The 17,346-nt window shown below is 72.9% G+C and carries 13 protein-coding genes and 1 riboswitch; of the genes, 3 read left to right on the top strand and 10 right to left on the bottom strand.

Translation table 11 applies throughout. The features are described from left to right. Nucleotide 1 precedes the first annotated feature (1 nt). The 3 genes from ABT095_RS06555 to ABT095_RS06545 are packed head-to-tail and all read right to left on the bottom strand — an operon-like array spanning nucleotide 2 to nucleotide 4,569. Nucleotides 2-2,116 (bottom strand): putative cobaltochelatase, encoded by a 2,115-nt coding sequence (locus ABT095_RS06555; protein WP_350528166.1) that lies wholly within the window; start codon nucleotides 2,114-2,116, stop codon nucleotides 2-4. Beyond that, nucleotides 2,117-3,631 (bottom strand): cobyric acid synthase, encoded by a 1,515-nt coding sequence (locus ABT095_RS06550; protein ID WP_350528165.1) that lies wholly within the window; start codon nucleotides 3,629-3,631, stop codon nucleotides 2,117-2,119. It abuts the gene before it with no gap. Then, a complete protein-coding gene (locus ABT095_RS06545; RefSeq protein WP_350528164.1) occupies nucleotides 3,628-4,569 on the bottom strand; it encodes a cobalamin biosynthesis protein in 942 nt (313 codons plus the stop codon). Before ABT095_RS06545 ends, ABT095_RS06550 begins: the two co-directional genes overlap by 4 nt. A gap of 81 nt (nucleotides 4,570-4,650) precedes the next feature. Beyond that, nucleotides 4,651-4,796: riboswitch (cobalamin riboswitch) on the bottom strand. A 194-nt stretch (nucleotides 4,797-4,990) separates the two neighbouring features. On the opposite strand from ABT095_RS06545, the gene ABT095_RS06540 reads away from it, so the two are divergent. From ABT095_RS06540 to ABT095_RS06530, 3 genes are all read left to right on the top strand, one after another. Continuing rightward, nucleotides 4,991-5,677 (top strand): helix-turn-helix domain-containing protein, encoded by a 687-nt coding sequence (locus ABT095_RS06540; RefSeq protein WP_350528163.1) that lies wholly within the window; start codon nucleotides 4,991-4,993, stop codon nucleotides 5,675-5,677. A 104-nt stretch (nucleotides 5,678-5,781) separates the two neighbouring features. Continuing rightward, nucleotides 5,782-6,900, top strand: coding sequence for an alpha/beta hydrolase family protein (locus ABT095_RS06535; protein WP_350528162.1), 1,119 nt, complete (start codon nucleotides 5,782-5,784; stop codon nucleotides 6,898-6,900). A gap of 169 nt (nucleotides 6,901-7,069) precedes the next feature. After that, nucleotides 7,070-8,569 carry a hypothetical protein gene (locus ABT095_RS06530; RefSeq protein ID WP_350528161.1) on the top strand — a complete coding sequence of 500 codons (1,500 nt, stop codon included), beginning with the start codon at nucleotides 7,070-7,072 and terminating at the stop codon, nucleotides 8,567-8,569. Between the two features lie 154 nt (nucleotides 8,570-8,723). On the opposite strand, the gene ABT095_RS06525 is transcribed toward ABT095_RS06530, so the two are convergent. The 7 genes from ABT095_RS06525 to ccrA form a co-directional block, all read right to left on the bottom strand. Continuing rightward, nucleotides 8,724-9,605: a CDP-alcohol phosphatidyltransferase family protein gene (locus ABT095_RS06525; RefSeq protein WP_174805578.1), complete on the bottom strand. Its 882-nt coding sequence runs from the start codon at nucleotides 9,603-9,605 to the stop codon at nucleotides 8,724-8,726. Further along, nucleotides 9,592-10,284 (bottom strand): phosphatidylserine decarboxylase, encoded by a 693-nt coding sequence (locus tag ABT095_RS06520; RefSeq protein ID WP_350528160.1) that lies wholly within the window; start codon nucleotides 10,282-10,284, stop codon nucleotides 9,592-9,594. Before ABT095_RS06520 ends, ABT095_RS06525 begins: the two co-directional genes overlap by 14 nt. Before the next feature lie 525 nt (nucleotides 10,285-10,809). Further along, nucleotides 10,810-12,012, bottom strand: a complete 1,203-nt coding sequence (locus tag ABT095_RS06515) for an acyl-CoA dehydrogenase family protein (protein ID WP_350528159.1) — start codon at nucleotides 12,010-12,012, stop codon at nucleotides 10,810-10,812. Nucleotides 12,013-12,188: 176 nt separating this feature from the next. Then, nucleotides 12,189-12,686, bottom strand: coding sequence for a MaoC family dehydratase (locus ABT095_RS06510; protein WP_350528158.1), 498 nt, complete (start codon nucleotides 12,684-12,686; stop codon nucleotides 12,189-12,191). 3 nt (nucleotides 12,687-12,689) lie between these two features. After that, complete coding sequence (locus ABT095_RS06505) at nucleotides 12,690-13,649, bottom strand: HpcH/HpaI aldolase/citrate lyase family protein (protein WP_350528157.1); 960 nt, start codon at nucleotides 13,647-13,649, stop codon at nucleotides 12,690-12,692. A gap of 15 nt (nucleotides 13,650-13,664) precedes the next feature. Further along, the gene (locus ABT095_RS06500) at nucleotides 13,665-15,692 is read right to left on the bottom strand and encodes an ethylmalonyl-CoA mutase (RefSeq protein ID WP_350528156.1); all 2,028 of its coding nucleotides are present in this window, start codon (nucleotides 15,690-15,692) and stop codon (nucleotides 13,665-13,667) included. After that, nucleotides 15,692-17,029, bottom strand: coding sequence for a crotonyl-CoA carboxylase/reductase (gene ccrA, locus ABT095_RS06495; RefSeq protein WP_350528155.1), 1,338 nt, complete (start codon nucleotides 17,027-17,029; stop codon nucleotides 15,692-15,694). Before ccrA ends, ABT095_RS06500 begins: the two co-directional genes overlap by 1 nt. Nucleotides 17,030-17,346 lie beyond the last annotated feature (317 nt).

Here is a 17,346-nt window from a genome sequence, read left to right as displayed (position 1 = left end):
CTCAGGCAGCCTTTCGGTCGAACTTGCCAACGGATCGGTGCGCGTGCACCAGTGCTGCCACGCCCTCGGCGCGCAGCTCGTCCAAGGTGACGGCGGTGCCGCCGAGTTGACCCGCCAGGGTGCGGGCCAGGCCGAGCCGGACCGGCCCGGCCTCGCAGTCGAGCACCACACTGGCGATGCCCTGCGCGCCGAGCAGCCCGGCGGCCTGCCCGGCCCGGGCCAGCGCGTCCTTGCCGCCGGTGGCCCGGCCGTCGGTGACCACGACAAGCAGCGGGCGGCGGTGCGGGTCCCGCATCCGCTCGACCCGCAGCACCTCATGGGCCCGCAGCAGACCGGCGGCCAGCGGCGTGCGGCCGCCGGTCGGCAGCTGCTCCAGGCGGGCGGCGCCCACCTCCACCGAGGAGGTCGGCGGCAGCGCCAGCTCGGCGCCCGAGCCGCGGAAGGTGATCAGGCCGATCTTGTCCCGGCGCTGGTAGGCGTCCATCAGCAGCGAGAGCACGGCGCCCTTGACGGCCGTCATCCGCTGCCGGGCCGCCATCGAACCGGAGGCGTCCACCACGAACAGCACCAGGTTCGACTCCCGCCCCTGGCGCACCTGCTCGCGGAAGTCGTCCTTGCGCAGCACCAGGGCGCGCGAGGCCCGCCCGCGCGCCACCTGGTGCGGGGCGGCCGCCTGCAGCGTCGCGCTCAGGTGCAGCCGGGCCAGCAGGCCCTGCGGCCGCCGGGAGCGGATGGTGTGCCCGCCGTCGGTCTCGGCGGGGGAGCGGCGCCCCTGGGCACCCTTGCCCGTCCCGGGCACCTTGAACAGCCTGGTCCGGTACGGCTCCCCGGCCGCCGCCACCGGGCCCCCGGAGGGCGCGGGCGCACCGCTGCCCGGCGGCGGAGCGTCGGAAGCCTCCGGGCCGGCCTCGGGTGTGGCAGGCGCGGAGCGAGCCGAAGGCTCGGGAGCCCCGCCGCCGCCACCGTCCGGGCCACCGTCCGGGCCGTCGTCGCCGCCCTCCGGGCCGTCAGGACCTTCGGGGCCGGGGCCGTCCTCCCCCGACCCCGCTCGGTCAAAAGGGTCGCTGCCCTCCGGGGCCGCGTCGTCGGCGGAGTCGTCCGAAGCGGCGTGCTCGGCCAGCGTCCGGTCCAGCTGCTCCTCGTCCAGCCCTGGCGCGTCGAAGGGGTTGCGCCGCCGCCGGTGCGGCAGCGCCAGCTGCGCGGCCTTGCGGACGTCCTCCTCGAGCACCTCGAGCCGCCCGTTCCAGGCGGCCAGCGCGACGGCGGTGCGGGCCATCACGATGTCCGCCCGCAGCCCGTCCACCTCGAAGGCCGCGCAGACGGCGGTGATCTGCCGCAGCGCCTGGTCCGTCAGCTCGACCTGCGGCAGCAGCGCGCGAGCGGTGGTGATCCGCCCGGCCAGCGCCTCCTCCTCGGCCTGGTACGCGGCCGCGAACGAAGCGGGGTCGGCGTCGTACGAGAGCCGTCGCCGCACCACCTCGGCCCGCTCGCCCGGCTCCCGGGTGGCGGCGATCTCGACGGTCAGGCCGAAGCGGTCGAGCAGCTGAGGCCGCAGCTCGCCCTCCTCGGGGTTCATGGTGCCGACCAGCAGGAAGCGCGCGGCGTGCCGCACCGAGACGCCCTCGCGCTCGACGTACGAGCGGCCCATAGCGGCGGCGTCGAGCAGCAGGTCCACCACGTGGTCCTGCAGCAGGTTCACCTCGTCGATGTAGAGCACACCCCGGTGCGCCTTGGCGAGCAGCCCGGGCTCGTACGCCTTGACGCCCTCGGCGAGTGCCCGCTCCAGGTCGAGCGAGCCGACGATCCGGTCCTCGGTGACGCCGACCGGCAGCTCCACCAGGTGGGCCGGCCGGTCGGTGCCGGAGGCGGCGGCGTGCGGCCCGTCCGGGCACTGCGGGTCCGCCCCGGCGGGGTCGCAGGCGAACCGGCAGCCGGTGACGGTCGCGATCTCGGGCAGCAGCCCGGCGAGCGCGCGCACCATGGTCGACTTCGCGGTGCCCTTCTCACCGCGCACCAGCACCCCGCCCACGGCGGGGGAGACCGCGTTGAGCAGCAGCCCGAGCCGCAGGTCGGCCATGCCGACGATCGCGGTGAACGGGTATCGGACGTCAGTCATTCAGCTCTCCTGAGGCCGGGGCGCGCCCGGCGGTACGAACGGCAGCCCCTCGGCGGGCACCCCGCCCTCGATCAGCTTCCACAGCGCGTCGGTGTCGGCGTGCTCCTCGATCAGGTCGCCGAGGCGGTCCAGGCGCTCCTCGCGGGCGGCGGCGAAGCAGGTGTCCGGCGCGGGGACGAAGGCCCGGCCGGCCAGCTCGGCGACCTCGCGCAGGAAGGCCCGGCGGAAGCCGTCGTTCTCCAGCGCGCCGTGCCAGGTGGTGCCCCACACCGCCCCCTCCCGGCAGCCGTCCAGGAACGGAGAACCGCCCTCCACGGCCACCACCCCGTGGTGGATCTCGTACCCCTCCACCCGCTCGCCGTACGCCTCGCCGACCGGCCGGGCGAGGACCTTCTCCCGGCCGAACTCGACCCGGGTCGGCAGCAGCCCGAGCCCGGGCACCCGCCCGGCCTTGGACTCGACCTGGTCCACGATCTCCTGAGCCAGCATCTGGTACCCGCCGCAGACCCCGAGCACCGGCCGCCCCTCGGCGGCCCGGGCGAGCAGCGGCGCCTCCAGGCCGCGCTCGCGCAGCCAGGCCAGGTCCGCCACGGTGGCCCGGGAGCCGGGCAGCACGACCAGGTCGGCGTCGGCCAGCTCCTCGGGCCGGGTGGCCCAGCGCAGCAGCACACCGGGCTCCTGGGCCAGGGCGTCCAGGTCGGTGAAGTTGGAGAGCCTCGGCAGCCGCACCACGGCCACCCGCAGCACGTCGGCGCCGAACGGGCCCTGGACCAGGCCCCGGTCGACCACCGTGGTCAGGTCGAGCGAGTCCTCGGCGTCCAGCCACAGGCCCGACAGCATCGGCAGGGTGCCGATCACCGGACGGCCCGTCAGCTGGTGCAGCATGTCGAGCCCGGGGGCCAAGAGCCGGGTGTCGCCCCGGAACTTGTTGACGAACCAGCCGGCCACGTGCCGCTGGTCCTCGGGGGAGAGCAGCGCCAGGGTGCCGTACATCGCGGCGAAGACCCCGCCCCGGTCGATGTCCCCGACCACCACCACGGGCAGCTTCGCGGCGACCGCCAGGCCCATGTTGGCGATGTCCCGGTCCCGCAGGTTGATCTCGGCGGGGGAGCCGGCGCCCTCGCAGACCACCACCTCGTACCGGGACCGCAGGTCGGCCAGGCACTCCAGGGCGCGCTCGAGCAGGACGGGCTTGCGCTCGCGGTAGTCCAGCGCGCCGACCTCGGCGACGGCCTTGCCGAGCAGCACCACCTGGCTGCGGCCGTCCGCCCCGGGCTTGAGCAGCACCGGGTTCATCGCCGCCTCGGGCTCGATCCGGGCCGCCGCCGCCTGCATCGCCTGGGCGCGGCCGATCTCGGCGCCGTCGGCCGTCACGAAGGAGTTGAGCGACATGTTCTGCGCCTTGAACGGCGCGACCCGCACCCCCTGCCGGGCCAGCCAGCGGCAGATGCCCGCCGTCACCACGCTCTTCCCGGCGTCCGAGGTCGTCCCCGCCACCAGCAGTGCGCCGCTCATCCCTTGTTCCTCCTAAGCATCGCGGCAGCCACCGCCGTCACACCGAGCGCCAGCGCCCCCACCCGGCGGGAGAGCTGACAGGCCCGCTCCACGTCGTCCACCGTCACCGGCCGCAGCTCCCCGCCGAGCACCGGCCGGTGCTCCACGCGTTCGCCGTACTGCAGGGTGCCGCCGAGGCGGACGCCCAGCGCGCCCGCGAAGGCCGACTCGGCCTGGCCGGCGTTGGGGCTCGGGTGGGAGGAGCCGTCCCGGCGCCAGACCTTCCAGGCGGTGCCCGGCGAAGGCGCGGCGGCGCAGGCGAGCAGCGCGGTGAGCCGGGCGCCGGGCCAGCCGGCCACGTCGTCCAGGCGGGCGGCGGCCCAGCCGAAGCGCAGGTGGCGGGGGGAGCGGTGGCCGACCATCGCGTCCAGCGTGTTGACGGCCCGGAAGGCCAGCAGGCCGGGCGCCCCGGCCAGCGCGCCCCAGATCAGCGCGTTGACCACGGCGTCGGCGGTGTTCTCCGCGACCGACTCGACCACGGCCCGCGCGATCTGCGCCTCGTCCAGGCCGCTCGGGTCCCGCCCGCACAGGTGCGGCAGGCGCTCCCGGGCGGCGGTCAGGTCGCCCGCGCGCAGGTGGCCGCCGATGGTCCGGGCCTCCCGGGTCAGCGAGGTGCCGCCGAGCACCGTCCAGGTCGCGGCGGCGGCGAACAGCGCGCGGCCGGCCTTCCGGCGCCCGAGCGCCCGCTCGGCCAGCGCGGCCCCGGCCGCGACGCCGCCCACGCAGACGGCGGTGTGCAGGGCGCCCACACCGCGGTGGTCACGCCAGAGGGCCTGCTCGAGCCGGTGCGCGGCGGAGCCGAAGACGGCCACCGGGTGGCCACGCCTGGGGTCGGCGAAACGGACGTCGGCGAGGTACCCCACCACACTGCCGAGCGCGAAGGCGGTGCCCCGCCTCAACGCGCGCACCGCACAGCGGGAGGGGTCGGCGGTAGGTACGCCACGGTGACGGGTGTCCTCACTCAGGGTCCGCGCCCTGGCTCGACGAAACCGGAGGTGAGAGTCTCCTGGCTCCCGGGCCGCTTCCGCGTGCGCCCGGTGACAGTGGCGGGACCGCGCCGGACTCGCACCGGCTTCCTCTCCTTGCCTCCGTTTGGCTGAAAGATCCCACCACGCGCCCGGACCGGGAGTCAACAAACCGTCACGGTGGGCTGGGTCACCCGGCGGGCCGGACGATGACCCGTCAGTATCTCCGAGACCGGAGCCCGCTCGGCCCTCGAGGGTTGTGCGATCAGCCAGGGGCGGGTGGGCCCCGGCGGGCCGGGGTTCGTGTGTTCAGCGGCTGTGGGAGCCGTGCGGGGCCCCCGTACGGTCACCAGGTATGCGACGCAGACCGCTTCCTCCTGCCACCCCCACGCCCGTCCCCTTCTCCCCGGCCGCCGCCCGGGCCCACCGGGCCGGCCTAGGCCTCACCCCGGGGCAGGTGGCGGAGGGGATGGCGGCGCACGGGGTGCGGCTGCTGCCGGGGCACGTGCTCGGCTGGGAGAACGGCGAGCTGCGGCCCAGCGAGGAGGAGTTCGTCGCGCTGGCGCGGGCCCTGTGGTGCCCGCCCGCCCAGCTGATGGGCGCAGCCCCGGCCACCCTGCGGGACTTCCGGGTGGCCCGCGAGTACACCCAGGAGCAGGCGGCCCAGCGGCTCGGGCTCTCGCTCGCGGCCTACGCGAAGGCCGAGACCATCGGCCGCTGGTCCGGCGACGAGGAGCAGACCCACACCCTGGCCCACGTGCTCGGGATCGGCCTGCGGAGCCTGGTCCGGGTGACCGGACGTCAGGACGAGTTCGAGCAGTGCCTGCGCAGCAGCATCGACGGCCGCTGGCAGGCCCAGCTGGGGCCCCTCGCCCGCCTGGTCCCGGCCCCCCGCTCCGCCCTCACCGCCGTCCTGACCGCCCTCCAGTCCGAGTACCAGGTCCCGCTCTCCTGGGGCACCCCCGCCGCCGCCCCCACCACCCCGCTCCCCGACCGCTTCTGGCAGCTCCTCGCGGGCCACGACACCGACATCCCGGTCTGAGGCTCCGGCGGGCCCCTGAACAGCCGCCCCGGCTGGCGGGCCCCGGCCCCCGGTAGTGGGATGGAGTGCGAACGGTCCGTCACCAGCGACTCCCAGGGAGCGTCATGCGCTGGCAATCCGCCGCCTTCATCGCCGCCGCCGGCGCCGGAGCAGGGATCCTGCTGCTCGGCCGCAAGCTCTCCGAGGGGGCCGTCAACCCGGCCGCCGCCCAGCAGGAGTCCGTCCGCCCGCCCGCCGTGCTGAAGGTCCGGGCCCTGGGCCCGGGCCGCGTGACGCTGACCCGGACGCCCGACTCCGCCCGCCCGGGGCGGTACGCGCTGGAGTGGGGCGAGGACGGCCACGCCGTGGTCGGCGGGATCCTCGCCTCGGACGCCGCGGGCGTCACCCGCCGCCTCGAGCGCGCCGACGCCGGCACCCTGGCCGTCGGCACGGAGCTGCGGATGACCCCGCGGGTGCTCCTCGGCGACCCCACCTCCGCGCTCGCGATGGACTTCGCCGAGACCACCGCCGTGGGCGAGCTCGGCCCGCTCCCGGCCTGGCTCACGCCCGGCGTACGCGGCACCTGGGTGATCCTGGTCCACGGCCCGGGAGCGGGCCGTGAGCAGGCCCTCCCGGCCCTCCCCACCCTCGCCTCGCTGCGCCTGCCGACCCTCACCGTCACCTACCGGGGTGACGAGGGCGCCCCGGCCTCCCCGGACGGCCTGAGCCACTTCGGTGAGACCGAGTGGCGGGACGTCGAGGCGGCGCTGCGGCTCGCGCTGGACAGCGGCGCCGGGCGGGTCGTGCTGTACGGCTGGTCGCTGGGCGCGACCATGGCGCTGCAGACGGCGGCCCGCTCCGACTGGCGGGACAAGATCGCCGGCCTGGTCCTCGACTCGCCGGTGCTCGACCCGTCCGCGAGCATCCGCCGGGACGCTGTCCGGTCCGGGGTGCCCGCCGCCCTCGCCGAGCTCGGCGCCCTCGCGGCCCAGGGCCGCACCGGGGTCGACCTGGCCGGCTTCGCCCGCCTCGCCTCGGGCGCCGACCTGACCGTCCCCACTCTGCTGCTGCACAGCCCGGCCGACGCCTCCGCACCGTACGAGGCCGCCGCCGCCCTCGCCCACCACCGCCAGGAGCTCGTCAGCCTGCACCCCGTCCCGGACGCCGAACACGCCGCCCTCTGGAACGCCGACCCCGACGCGTACGCCGAGGCCCTGCGCCGCTTCCTCACCCCGCTGCTCTGAACCCCGCTGCCCTGACCGAGAACCTGACCAGCTCATGGCGTGGACATGGCAGCCAAGGGCCCGGTTTGCGCTGTGTTGCCCGATCTCCGGCGGCAGTTCGGCCTTGGCGCCGAAAGAAGCCGGTTGGCGGATGTGACAGAAGGCCGGTGCACGGGGAAGACTGCACGGCGTGACGTCTCGGAACCCGCGCGACCGTGATGCCCCGCTCCAGCCGACGATCGGTACGGGTGCGACGGTGACCCGTCTCCCCGGAGCGGCCCGCCGTGCCGACGGCCCCCGCCAGGCCGACGGCCCGGCCCGTCGCCGCACGCCCGCCAAGCCCGGCCGCGGCCGGGTGCCGGTGCCGGACGGCTTCCCCGCCCCCGCGGAGCTCGCTCCGCTGGCCCGGCGGATGCTCGCCGACGCCGTCAGGATCGCCCGCTGGGCGGGCGAGCTGGAGCGCGTGGACAAGCGGGGCGAACTGCTCCCCGAGGACGCCCGCGCGGCCGGGCGCGCCCTCGCCATGACCGTCGGCGCCGCCGCCAAGGCGTGGGGCCAGGCCCTGCTGGTCGGCCTGGTGGAGGCCCGGGACGGCGGCGCCGCCCCCGGCTGGCGCCTGCACGCCTGGGAGCACGACGACGAGGCCGTGGTCCGCGGCTGGTCCGCACTCTTCGACGCCTGGACGCTGCTCGCCCCCGTCCCGCCCGCCCCGCTGCGCGGCGTCTTCGCCGTGCTCGCCGGGCAGGCCGTGGACCAGGCGCCGCAGCTGCTCTCCTTCCTGCACCTGGTGGCCGGCCCGGTGGCCGACAGCGAGCTGCTCGAGCTGCTCCGCCGGGGCCTGGACGAGCGCCGCCACGGCGCCGGCACCGGCGCCGCGGTGCTCTCGCCCGTGCCGCACGCCGCCTCGGCCGTCTCCGCCGTGCGCGGCACCTGCCGCGAGCCGCAGGTCGACACCCCGCCGGCCGTCGCCGACGTGGCGGCCGTCCTGGACTGGATGCTGGACGGCCTGGCGGCCGTCGGCGCCGTGGTCCGCCGGGACGAGGCCGCCGAGCTCTCCCCGCTGGGCCACTGGGCCGTGCGGGCCAAGCTGGAGGAGATCTGCACCGTCGCCCAGACGGCGGCCGGCCACATCGAGCAGAGCGCCCTGGAGCTCCTGGACGCCTGCGCCCGCTACACCCCGGGCCCGGCCCGGGCCGAGTACCGCGCCTGGGTCGCCGCCCGCCCGGTGGACCGCGCCGTGGCCGAGCTGCTCGACGCCGCCCAGGGCGAGGACGCCCTGCGCCGCGGCCTCGCCTTCGAGGCCCTGCGGGTCGCCGGCGGCACCGCCGAGCAGGCCGTCCGGGCGGCCGTCGAGATCCCCGTCCTGCGCCCCTACGCCCTGCTCTGGCTGGCCGAGCAGTCCGAGGAGGAGGGCATCTCGCCCTCCGACGTCCTGACCGCCGAGGACGCCGCCTGGCTCTGGGTGGACACCGCCGCGGCCGTCCTCGACCACGGCGAAACGGAACTGCTGGTCGGCCACGTCGAGGGCGCCTCCGCCGGCGAGCCCGTCCGCCTCTTCAACCGGGCCCGCCAGTCCGGCCACCCCCGCGCCGCATCCGTCCTGACGGCCGTCAGCTCCGTCCACCCCGACCCGGCCGTGGCCCGGGCGGCGAGGCGCAGCGCTTTCAGCGTCCATCGAGGTGGCGCGTAAGTTGCACTATCCAGGGGCGCGGGGAACGGCGCGGCCAGCCACCCACCTCGCGTCACTGAGGGCACAGCAGTCAGTTGCACTATCAGCGGCATCAGTAAGCAGAAGGGCCCCACTCCGGTTCACCCGGAATGGGGCCCTTCTCGCGTCCAAGCGACTAGCAGCCGCGCGACTCCGCGCGGCGCGCCCGCACGTCCCCGACCTTCTGCCCCACCTTGCGGCGGATGACCAGCAGCGGAGCCATCGCGGCCAGCGTGATCTGCGCGATCGCACCGATGTGCATCAGCGTGTCACCGCCCGGCAGCCCGGCCGCCCAGGCCGCCAGGCAGCCGATCGAGACGACGATCCAGCACAGCGTGGCGGTGGCCAGCAGGCCCTGCGGCTTCGGGTACTCGATCCGGCTCACCATCAGGTAGGCCACCCCGAAGATCATCGCCAGCCCGATCAGCATCGGCGGGTCGAGCAGCACGATCGCGATGACCGTCATGGCCCCCATCGGGCACGGCATGCCCTGGAAGACCCCCGGCCGCATCTTGACCGCCGAGAAGCGGGCGAGACGGAGTACGACCGCCAGCAGCACCGTCAGGGCGATGAACGCCGACAGCTGCTGGTTGCTGTCGGGGGAGACGATGCCCCAGACGGCCACGAAGTACGCCGGCGCGATCCCGAAGCTGATCAGGTCGGCGAGGTTGTCCAGCTCCGCGCCCAGGGCGGAGGAGCGCAGCTTGCGCGCCACCAGCCCGTCGAAGAGGTCGCACATCGAACCGATCAGCAGCAGCGTCACCGCGGTGGCGGCGCTGTTGCGGTTCGGCGAGGAGGTCTCCCCGGTGAGGTGCGGCATCAGGACCCCGGTGGTGATCGAGTAGATCGCCAGGAAGCCGCAGACGGCGTTCCCCAGGGTCAGGAAGTCGGCGGTGGAGAGGTGCTGGGGCGAACGGGGAGCGCGGAGCTCGCGGTCGCGCGCCCAGCGGCGGCGGCGCAGGTCCGTCTCCTCGTCCTCGCCCAGGCCGACGAGCGTCTCAGGATCAGTCACGGTCAAGGCGCGTCACCCCGGCGGTGGTCTTCTGGCCCACCTCGACGCCGACCTCGACGCCGGGCGGGAGGTAGGTGTCGACGCGGGAGCCGAAGCGGATCAGACCGACCCGCTCGCCCTGCTCGACCTTGGTCCCGGCGGCCATGTACGGCACGATGCGGCGGGCCACGGCCCCCGCGATCTGCACCATCTCGATGTCGCCGATCTCGGTGTCGAAGTGCCACACGACGCGCTCGTTGCGGTCGCTGTCCTTGTTGAACGCCGGGACGAAGCCGCCGGCGATGTGCTCGACGGAGGTCACGGTGCCCGGCAGCGGCGCGCGGTTGACGTGCACGTTGAGCGGGCTCATGAAGATCGCGACCCGGGTGCGGCCGTCCGGCCACGGGTCGATGCTCTGCACCACGCCGTCGGCGGGGGAGATGACTCTCCCGGCGCTGATCTCACGCTCGGGGTCCCGGAAGAACCACAGCATGCCCGCGCTCAGCGCACAGGCCGGTACGGCCGCCAGGGCCCACTTGCCGCTGCGCCGGGTGAGGGCGGTGGTGATCGCGGCGGTGGCCAGGGTCGGCACGAACCAGGGGGTGGCTCCGCGGGCGATGGTCACGCGCGGACGGCGACCGGCCGCCTGGGCGGCGAGGGCGTCGCCGGCCGGAACGGAGGTGTGAGGGGACGGGCTGATGGGCATCGAAGACCTTAGTCGCGGGGGATCATGGCCGCTGGACGGGGGCCACCGCGGGGATCGAGTGAAAAGGGGACGGCTGCTGTCCCGGGGATGCTATCGGGACCAGGCGGTAGGTGGGCAAGCCGCCTGCATGTCCAGGTGTCCGTCGCGGTGCCGATCTGTGCCTGCTATGTATACGACCGTAGCTCGGGGAGTGGCGGTTCCCCAAGGGCTCGGAGCACTCGCGTGAGCCATGTCTCAATACGAACAGGGCAGGCTTACCCGCACGTTCGGGCGGTTTCGGTGGTGTGCGCGGAACCGTAGGGCGCGCACCAGGTGGTGCGCGCCCTACGGCCCTTTCCCCGGGGCCGCCAGCCCGCTCCCCCCGGCTGACCAGGCCGGGGATCGGTACGGTCGTGGCGGCGGGCGGAGGACGGGCCCGCACGCCCGGTCCTCCTGGTTCATGGTCCGGGCGGACCGGTGCCGTCGGGCGGATTCGAAATCCGGACGGCCGATCTCTTTCCCGGAGTCAGCGGTGAGCTGCGCGGATCACTCCGCGATCTTGTACTCCTCGAGCAGGCGGCGGCCCACGATCATCTTCTGGATCTCCGCCGTACCTTCACCGATCAGCAGCATCGGAGCCTCGCGGTAGAGGCGCTCGATCTCGTACTCCTTGGAGAAGCCGTAGCCGCCGTGGATGCGGAAGGCGTCCTCCACGACCTCCTTGCAGTACTCGGAGGCCAGGTACTTGGCCATGCCGGCCTCGAGGTCGTTGCGCTCGCCGCTGTCCTTCTTGCGGGCGGCCATCACCATCATCTGGTGCGCGGCCTCGACCTTGGTGGCCATCTCGGCCAGCTTGAACTGGATGGCCTGGTGCTCGGCGATCTTCTTGCCGAAGGTGGAGCGCTGCTGGGCGTAGGAGATGCCCAGCTCGAAGGCGCGGCGGGCGACGCCGCAGCCACGGGCGGCGACGTTGACGCGGCCGACCTCGACGCCGTCCATCATCTGGTAGAAGCCCTTGCCCGGGACGCCGCCGAGGACGCGGTCGGCCGGGATGCGGACGTCCTGCAGCACCAGCTCGGTGGTGTCGACGCCCTTGTAGCCCATCTTCTCGATCTTGCCGGGCACGGTGAGGCCGGGCACCGACTCGTTCGGGCCGAAGCCCGGGGTCTTCTCGATCAGGAAGGTGGTCATGTTCTTGTAGGGGCTGGAGCCGCCCTCGTCGGTCTTGCAGAGCACCGCGACGACGCTCGAGGTGCCGCCGTTGGTCAGCCACATCTTCTGGCCGTTGAGGACGTAGAAATCGCCGTCCTTGACGCCCTTGGTGGAGATCGCCGAGACGTCGGAGCCGAGGGCCGGCTCGGACATCGAGAAGGCCCCGCGGAGCTCGCCGGCGGCCATCTTGGGCAGGAAGTACTCCTTCTGCTCCTGGGTGCCGTGCGCGTTGATCATGTGGGCCACGATGAAGTGGGTGTTCACGATGCCGGAGACGGACATCCAGCCGCGGGCGATCTCCTCGACCACCAGGGCGTAGGTGAGCAGCGACTCGCCGAGGCCGCCGAACTCCTCGGGGATGGTCAGGCCGAACAGGCCGAGCTGCTTCATCCCCTCCACGATCGCGGTCGGGTACTCGTCCTTGTGCTCCAGCTCGGTCGCGACCGGGATGATCTCCTTCTCGACGAAGTCCCGCACGGTGGCGAGGATGTCCCGCTGGATCTCGGTGAGGCCGTCGGTCTGTGCGAGGCGTGCCATCGTGCGGCTCCTGGTCAGGGAAGTGGGGGGTGTCGCGCGCAGCGCGTCCCAAGAAGGGTGGCGGCGGGCGACGGGTGGGCGAGGGTGAGTTGCGGGGGCTCCGCGAAGCGTGACTTCCGCGGAGCCCCCTGGCCGGTGGAGCGAGCGATGACGGCGCGCGCCCCGGACCGGGGTCCTTAGGAGAGGGGAGTGGGGCGGCCGGGCTGGTCGCCGCCACGCTCCTCGAGGTACTTCTCGGTCGGCACCATCACCTTGCGGCGGAAGATGCAGACGACCGTACCGTCCTGCTTGTAGCCCTTGGTCTCGACGTAGACGATGCCGCGGTCCGGCTTCGAGGTCATGTTCTTGTCGAGGACCGTGGTCTCGCCGTAGATGGTGTCGCCGTGGAAGGTCGGCGCGATGTGGCGCAGCGACTCGATCTCCAGGTTGGCGAGCGCCTTGCCGGAGACGTCCTCGACGCTCATGCCGAGCAGCAGCGAGTAGATGTAGTTGCCGACCACGACGTTCTGGCCCTGCACGGTGGTGGTCGCGTAGTTGGCGTCCATGTGCAGCGGGTGGTGGTTCATGGTCAGCAGGCAGAAGAGGTGGTCGTCGTACTCGGTGACCGTCTTCCCGGGCCAGTGCTTGTAGACGGCCCCGACCTCGAACTCCTCGTAGGTGCGTCCGAACTGCATGGCTCAGCTCTCCGGGATCTCGAACTTGGTGGTGCGCTCCATGCCGGCGGCCCGGCCCTTGCCCGCGATGACCAGGGCCATCTTGCGGCTGGCCTCGTCGATCATCTCGTCACCGAGCATCGCGGAGCCCTTGGCGCCGCCCGCCTCGGAGGTGCAGTAGTCGTACGCGTCGAGGATGAGCTCGGAGTGGTCGTAGTCCTCCTGCGAGGGCGAGTAGATCTCGTTCGCGGCGGCGACCTGGTCCGGGTGGAGCACCCACTTGCCGTCGAAGCCCAGCGCCGCGGAGCGGCCGGCCACCTCGCGGTAGCCCTCGGCGTTGCGGATCTGCAGGTAGGGGCCGTCGATGGCCTGCAGGTCGTTGGCACGGGCGGCCATCAGGATGCGCATCAGGATGTAGTGGTAGGCGTCGGCGTTGTAGCCGGGGGGCTGCTCGCCGACCACCAGGGACTTCATGTTGATCGAGGCCATGAAGTCGGCCGGGCCGAAGATGATGGTCTCCAGGCGCGGCGAGGCCTCGGCGATCGCGTCGACGTTGATCAGGCCCTTGGCGTTCTCGATCTGCGCCTCGATGCCGATCTTGCCGACCTCGAAGCCCATGGTCTTCTCGATCTGGGTGAGCAGGAGGTCGAGCGCCTTGACCTGCTCGGCGGTCTGCACCTTCGGCAGCATGATGCAGTCGAGGTTCTGGCCGGCGCCCTCGACGACGGTGATGACGTCGCGGTAGGTCCAGTGGGTGGTCCAGTCGTTGACCCGGACGACCTTGGTCTTCTTGCCCCAGTCGCCGTTGTTCAGCGCGTCCACGATGTTGTGGCGGGCGCTCTCCTTGACGAGCGGCGCGCAGGCGTCCTCCAGGTCGAGGAAGACCTGGTCGGCCGGGAGGCCCTGGGCCTTCTCCAGGAAGCGCGGGTTGCTGCCCGGGACGGCCAGGCAGGAGCGGCGCGGGCGGAGGCGGTTGACAGTCATGAGGTCCTTCCGGGGTCAGCTCGTGGCGGCCGTGGTCGCGGCCCAGGGCTGAAGCCTGTTGGCCAGCCGGATCTCGTCGACGATCCGGCCGATGATGGTGGTGATGCCGAAGTCCTTCGGGGTGAAGACCGCGGCGACGCCGGCGGCCTTGAGGGCCTCGCCGTCCGCTGCGGGGATGATGCCACCGACGATCACCGGCACATCCTCCACCCCCGCGCGCCGAAGTCGGTAGAGCACGTCCGGCACCAGCTCCGGGTGGGCACCCGAGAGGATGGACAGGCCCACGCAGTGCACGTCCTCCGCGACGGCGGCGGAGACGATCTGCTCGGGGGTCAGCCGGATGCCCTGGTAGACCACCTCGAACCCGGCGTCGCGGGCCCGGACGGCGATCTGCTCGGCGCCGTTGGAGTGGCCGTCGAGGCCCGGCTTGCCGACCAGCAGGCGCAGCTTGCCCGCGCCGAGCTCCTCGGCGGTCGCGGCCACCGCCGCGCGGACGGCGGCCAGCTCGCTGCCGTCCTCGGCCGCGACGGCGACGGGCGCGCCGCCCACGCCGGTGGGTGCGCGGTACTCGCCGAACACCTCGCGCAGCGCGAAGGACCACTCGCCGGTGGTCACCCCGGCGCGGGCGCAGGCCAGGGTCGCGGCCATCAGGTTGGCCTCGGTCGCGGCCACGGCCTTGAGCTCGGCCAGTGCGGCCTGCGCGGCGGCCTCGTCGCGCTGGCCGCGCCAGGCCTCCAGCTGGGCCAGCACGGACCGCTCGGAGGCCGGGTCGACCACCATGATCGCGGTGTCGAGGTCGGCCGTCAGCGGGCTCTCCTCGGTGGTGTCGAAGCAGTTCACGCCGACGATCTTGTCCTCGCCAGCCTCGATCCGGGCCCGGCGCGCCGCGTGCGCGGCCACCAGGTTGGACTTCAGGTAGCCGGACTCGACGGCCGGAATGACGCCGCCCATCTCGAGCACCTTGGCGATCTCCGCCTCGGCCCCGGCCAGCAGCTCGGCCGTCTTGGCCTCGATGACCGCCGAGCCGTTGAAGATGTCGCCGTACTCGAGCAGGTCCGACTCGTAGGCCAGCACCTGCTGGATGCGCAGCGACCACTGCTGGTCCCAGGGCCGGGGCAGGCCCAGCGCCTCGTTCCAGGCGGGCAGCTGGACGGCGCGGGCGCGGGCGTCCTTGGAGAGGGTGACGGCCAGCATCTCGAGCACGATCCGCTGGACGTTGTTCTCCGGCTGCGCCTCGGTCAGGCCCAGCGAGTTGACCTGCACGCCGTAGCGGAACCGCCGCTGCTTGGGGTCGGTGATCCCGTAACGCTCGCGGGTGACCTTCTCCCAGAGCTGGGTGAAGGCGCGCATCTTGCACATCTCCTCGACGAACCGCACGCCGGCGTTGACGAAGAAGCTGATCCGCGAGACCACCTCGCCCATCCGTTCCGGGGCGACCTGCCCCGAGTCACGGACGGCGTCAAGGACGCTGATCGCCGTGCACATCGCGTACGCGATCTCCTGGACGGGGGTCGCCCCGGCCTCCTGCAGGTGGTAGCTGCAGATGTTGATCGGGTTCCACTTGGGGATGTGTCCGACGGTGTACGCGATCATGTCGGTGATCAGGCGCACCGAGGGGCCGGGCGGGAAGACGTGCGTCCCGCGCGACAGGTACTCCTTGACGATGTCGTTCTGGGTGGTGCCGGTGAGCTTGGCGATGTCCGCGCCCTGCTCCTCGGCGACCACCTGGTACATCGCCAGCAGCCACATGGCCGTGGCGTTGATCGTCATGGAGGTGTTGGTCTGCTCCAGCGGGATGCCCTCGAAGAGCGTCCGCATGTCGCCGACGTGGCCCACCGGCACCCCGACCCGGCCGACCTCGCCACGGGCCAGCACGTGGTCCGAGTCGTAGCCGGTCTGGGTGGGCAGGTCGAAGGCGACCGAGAGACCGGTCTGGCCCTTCGCCAGGTTGCGCCGGTAGAGCGCGTTCGAGTCCTTCGCCGTCGAGTGGCCGGCGTAGGTACGCATCAGCCACGGGCGGTCGCGCTTCAAGGGCTCGCTCATCAGATGTTCCGGAAGCGGTTGATCGCGTCGAGGTGCGTGGCGCGGAGCTCGTGGTCGCGGACGCCCAGGCCCTCCTCGGGGGCGAGGCAGAGCACGCCGACCTTGCCCTGGTGCTTGTTGTGGTGCACGTCGAGGGCGGCCTGGCCGGTCTCCTCCAGGGAGTAGACCTTGGACAGGGTCGGGTGGATCTTGCCCTTGGCCACCAGGCGGTTGGCCTCGAAGGCCTCGCGGTAGTTGGCGAAGTGCGAGCCGACGATGCGCTTGAGCGACATCCACAGGTAGCGGTTGTCGTACTGGTGCATGTAGCCCGAGGTCGAGGCACAGGTCACGATGGTGCCGCCCTTGCGGGTGACGTAGACCGAGGCACCGAAGGTCTCGCGGCCCGGGTGCTCGAAGACGATGTCCACGTCCTCGCCGCCGGTGAACTCGCGGATCTTGGAGCCCAGGCGCTTCCACTCGCGCGGGTCCTGGTTGTTCTCGTCCTTCCAGAACTTGTAGCCCTCGGCCGAGCGGTCGATGATCGCCTCGGCGCCCATGGCGCGGCAGATCTCGGCCTTCTGCTCGCTGGAGACCACACAGATCGGGGTGGCGCCGCCGGCCAGGGCGTACTGGGTGGCGTAGGAGCCGAGGCCGCCGCTGGCACCCCAGATCAGCACGTTGTCGCCCTGCTTCATGCCGGCGCCGTTACGGCTGACCAGCTGACGGTAGGCGGTGGAGTTGACCAGGCCGGGGGAGGCGGCCTCCTCCCAGCTGAGGTGCTTGGGCTTGGGCAGCAGCTGGTTGGTCTTCACCAGGGCGATCTGGGCCAGGCCGCCGAAGTTGGTCTCGAAGCCCCAGATGCGCTGCTCCGGGTCCATCATCGTGTCGTTGTGGCCGTCGGGGCTCTCCAGCTCGACCGACAGGCAGTGCGCGACGACCTCGTCACCCGGCTTCCAGGCGTTGACGCCCGCGCCGGTGCGCAGCACCACGCCCGCGAGGTCGGAGCCGAGCACGTGGTACGGCAGGTCGTGACGCTTGGTCAGCGGGGAGAGGCGGCCGTAGCGCTCCAGGAAGCCGAAGGTGGAGACCGGCTCGAAGATCGAGGACCAGACGGTGTTGTAGTTCACCGAGCTGGCCATGACGGCGACCAGGGCCTCGCCCGGGCCGAGCTCCGGGAGGGCGACGTCGTCGAGGTGGAGGGACTTACGGGGGTCCTTGTCGCGGCTGTCGAGGCCCGCGAACATCTGCTCCTCGTCCTTGTGGAGCGTGACGGCTCGGTAGTGCTCCGGAAGCGCCAGGTTGGCGAAGTCCGCCGAGGTGCTGTCGGTGGAGAGGATTGCGTCGAGGATTTCCTGCATGGCTGCCTCCGAAGGCGTACCTGTGTGAGGGGGCACAGGGCGTCTGGGGGAGCCGGGAGCGGACACCGGCTTCGCTGTCGGTCTGAGGGTGGTCTTCGGGTGGTGCGGCGACGTCTGGTGGGGTCGCACAGACGAGGCGCGCCATGGTGGGAAGCCGCGGCGCCGCGACTGATGGGTAACAAGGTAGTGGCACCCTGTGCCACTCGTAAAGACACGCGGTGCCATCAAATCGCGGTGTCATCGAAGCGTGATCCGACCCCCTGCGAAGGCAAGGCAAAGGCCCGCCCCACGGCACTGGGACGGGCCTTATCTACCCC

Origin of the sequence: Kitasatospora sp. NPDC002227 (genome assembly GCF_040296285.1) — a bacterium.
Classification (GTDB): domain Bacteria; phylum Actinomycetota; class Actinomycetes; order Streptomycetales; family Streptomycetaceae; genus Kitasatospora.
This window is presented reverse-complemented; position numbering and strand designations above follow the sequence as displayed.

Excerpts from the sequence above, each read along its gene's own strand:
- ABT095_RS06555 (WP_350528166.1), bottom strand. The coding sequence starts at position 2,116 with ATGACTGACGTCCGATACCCGTTCACCGCGATCGTCGGCATGGCCGAC.
- ABT095_RS06550 (WP_350528165.1), bottom strand. The coding sequence starts at position 3,631 with ATGAGCGGCGCACTGCTGGTGGCGGGGACGACCTCGGACGCCGGGAAG.
- ABT095_RS06540 (WP_350528163.1), top strand. The coding sequence starts at position 4,991 with ATGCGACGCAGACCGCTTCCTCCTGCCACCCCCACGCCCGTCCCCTTC.
- ABT095_RS06535 (WP_350528162.1), top strand. The coding sequence starts at position 5,782 with ATGCGCTGGCAATCCGCCGCCTTCATCGCCGCCGCCGGCGCCGGAGCA.
- ABT095_RS06520 (WP_350528160.1), bottom strand. The coding sequence starts at position 10,284 with ATGCCCATCAGCCCGTCCCCTCACACCTCCGTTCCGGCCGGCGACGCC.
- ABT095_RS06515 (WP_350528159.1), bottom strand. The coding sequence starts at position 12,012 with ATGGCACGCCTCGCACAGACCGACGGCCTCACCGAGATCCAGCGGGAC.
- ABT095_RS06510 (WP_350528158.1), bottom strand. The coding sequence starts at position 12,686 with ATGCAGTTCGGACGCACCTACGAGGAGTTCGAGGTCGGGGCCGTCTAC.
- ABT095_RS06505 (WP_350528157.1), bottom strand. The coding sequence starts at position 13,649 with ATGACTGTCAACCGCCTCCGCCCGCGCCGCTCCTGCCTGGCCGTCCCG.
- ABT095_RS06500 (WP_350528156.1), bottom strand. The coding sequence starts at position 15,692 with ATGAGCGAGCCCTTGAAGCGCGACCGCCCGTGGCTGATGCGTACCTAC.
- ccrA (WP_350528155.1), bottom strand. The coding sequence starts at position 17,029 with ATGCAGGAAATCCTCGACGCAATCCTCTCCACCGACAGCACCTCGGCG.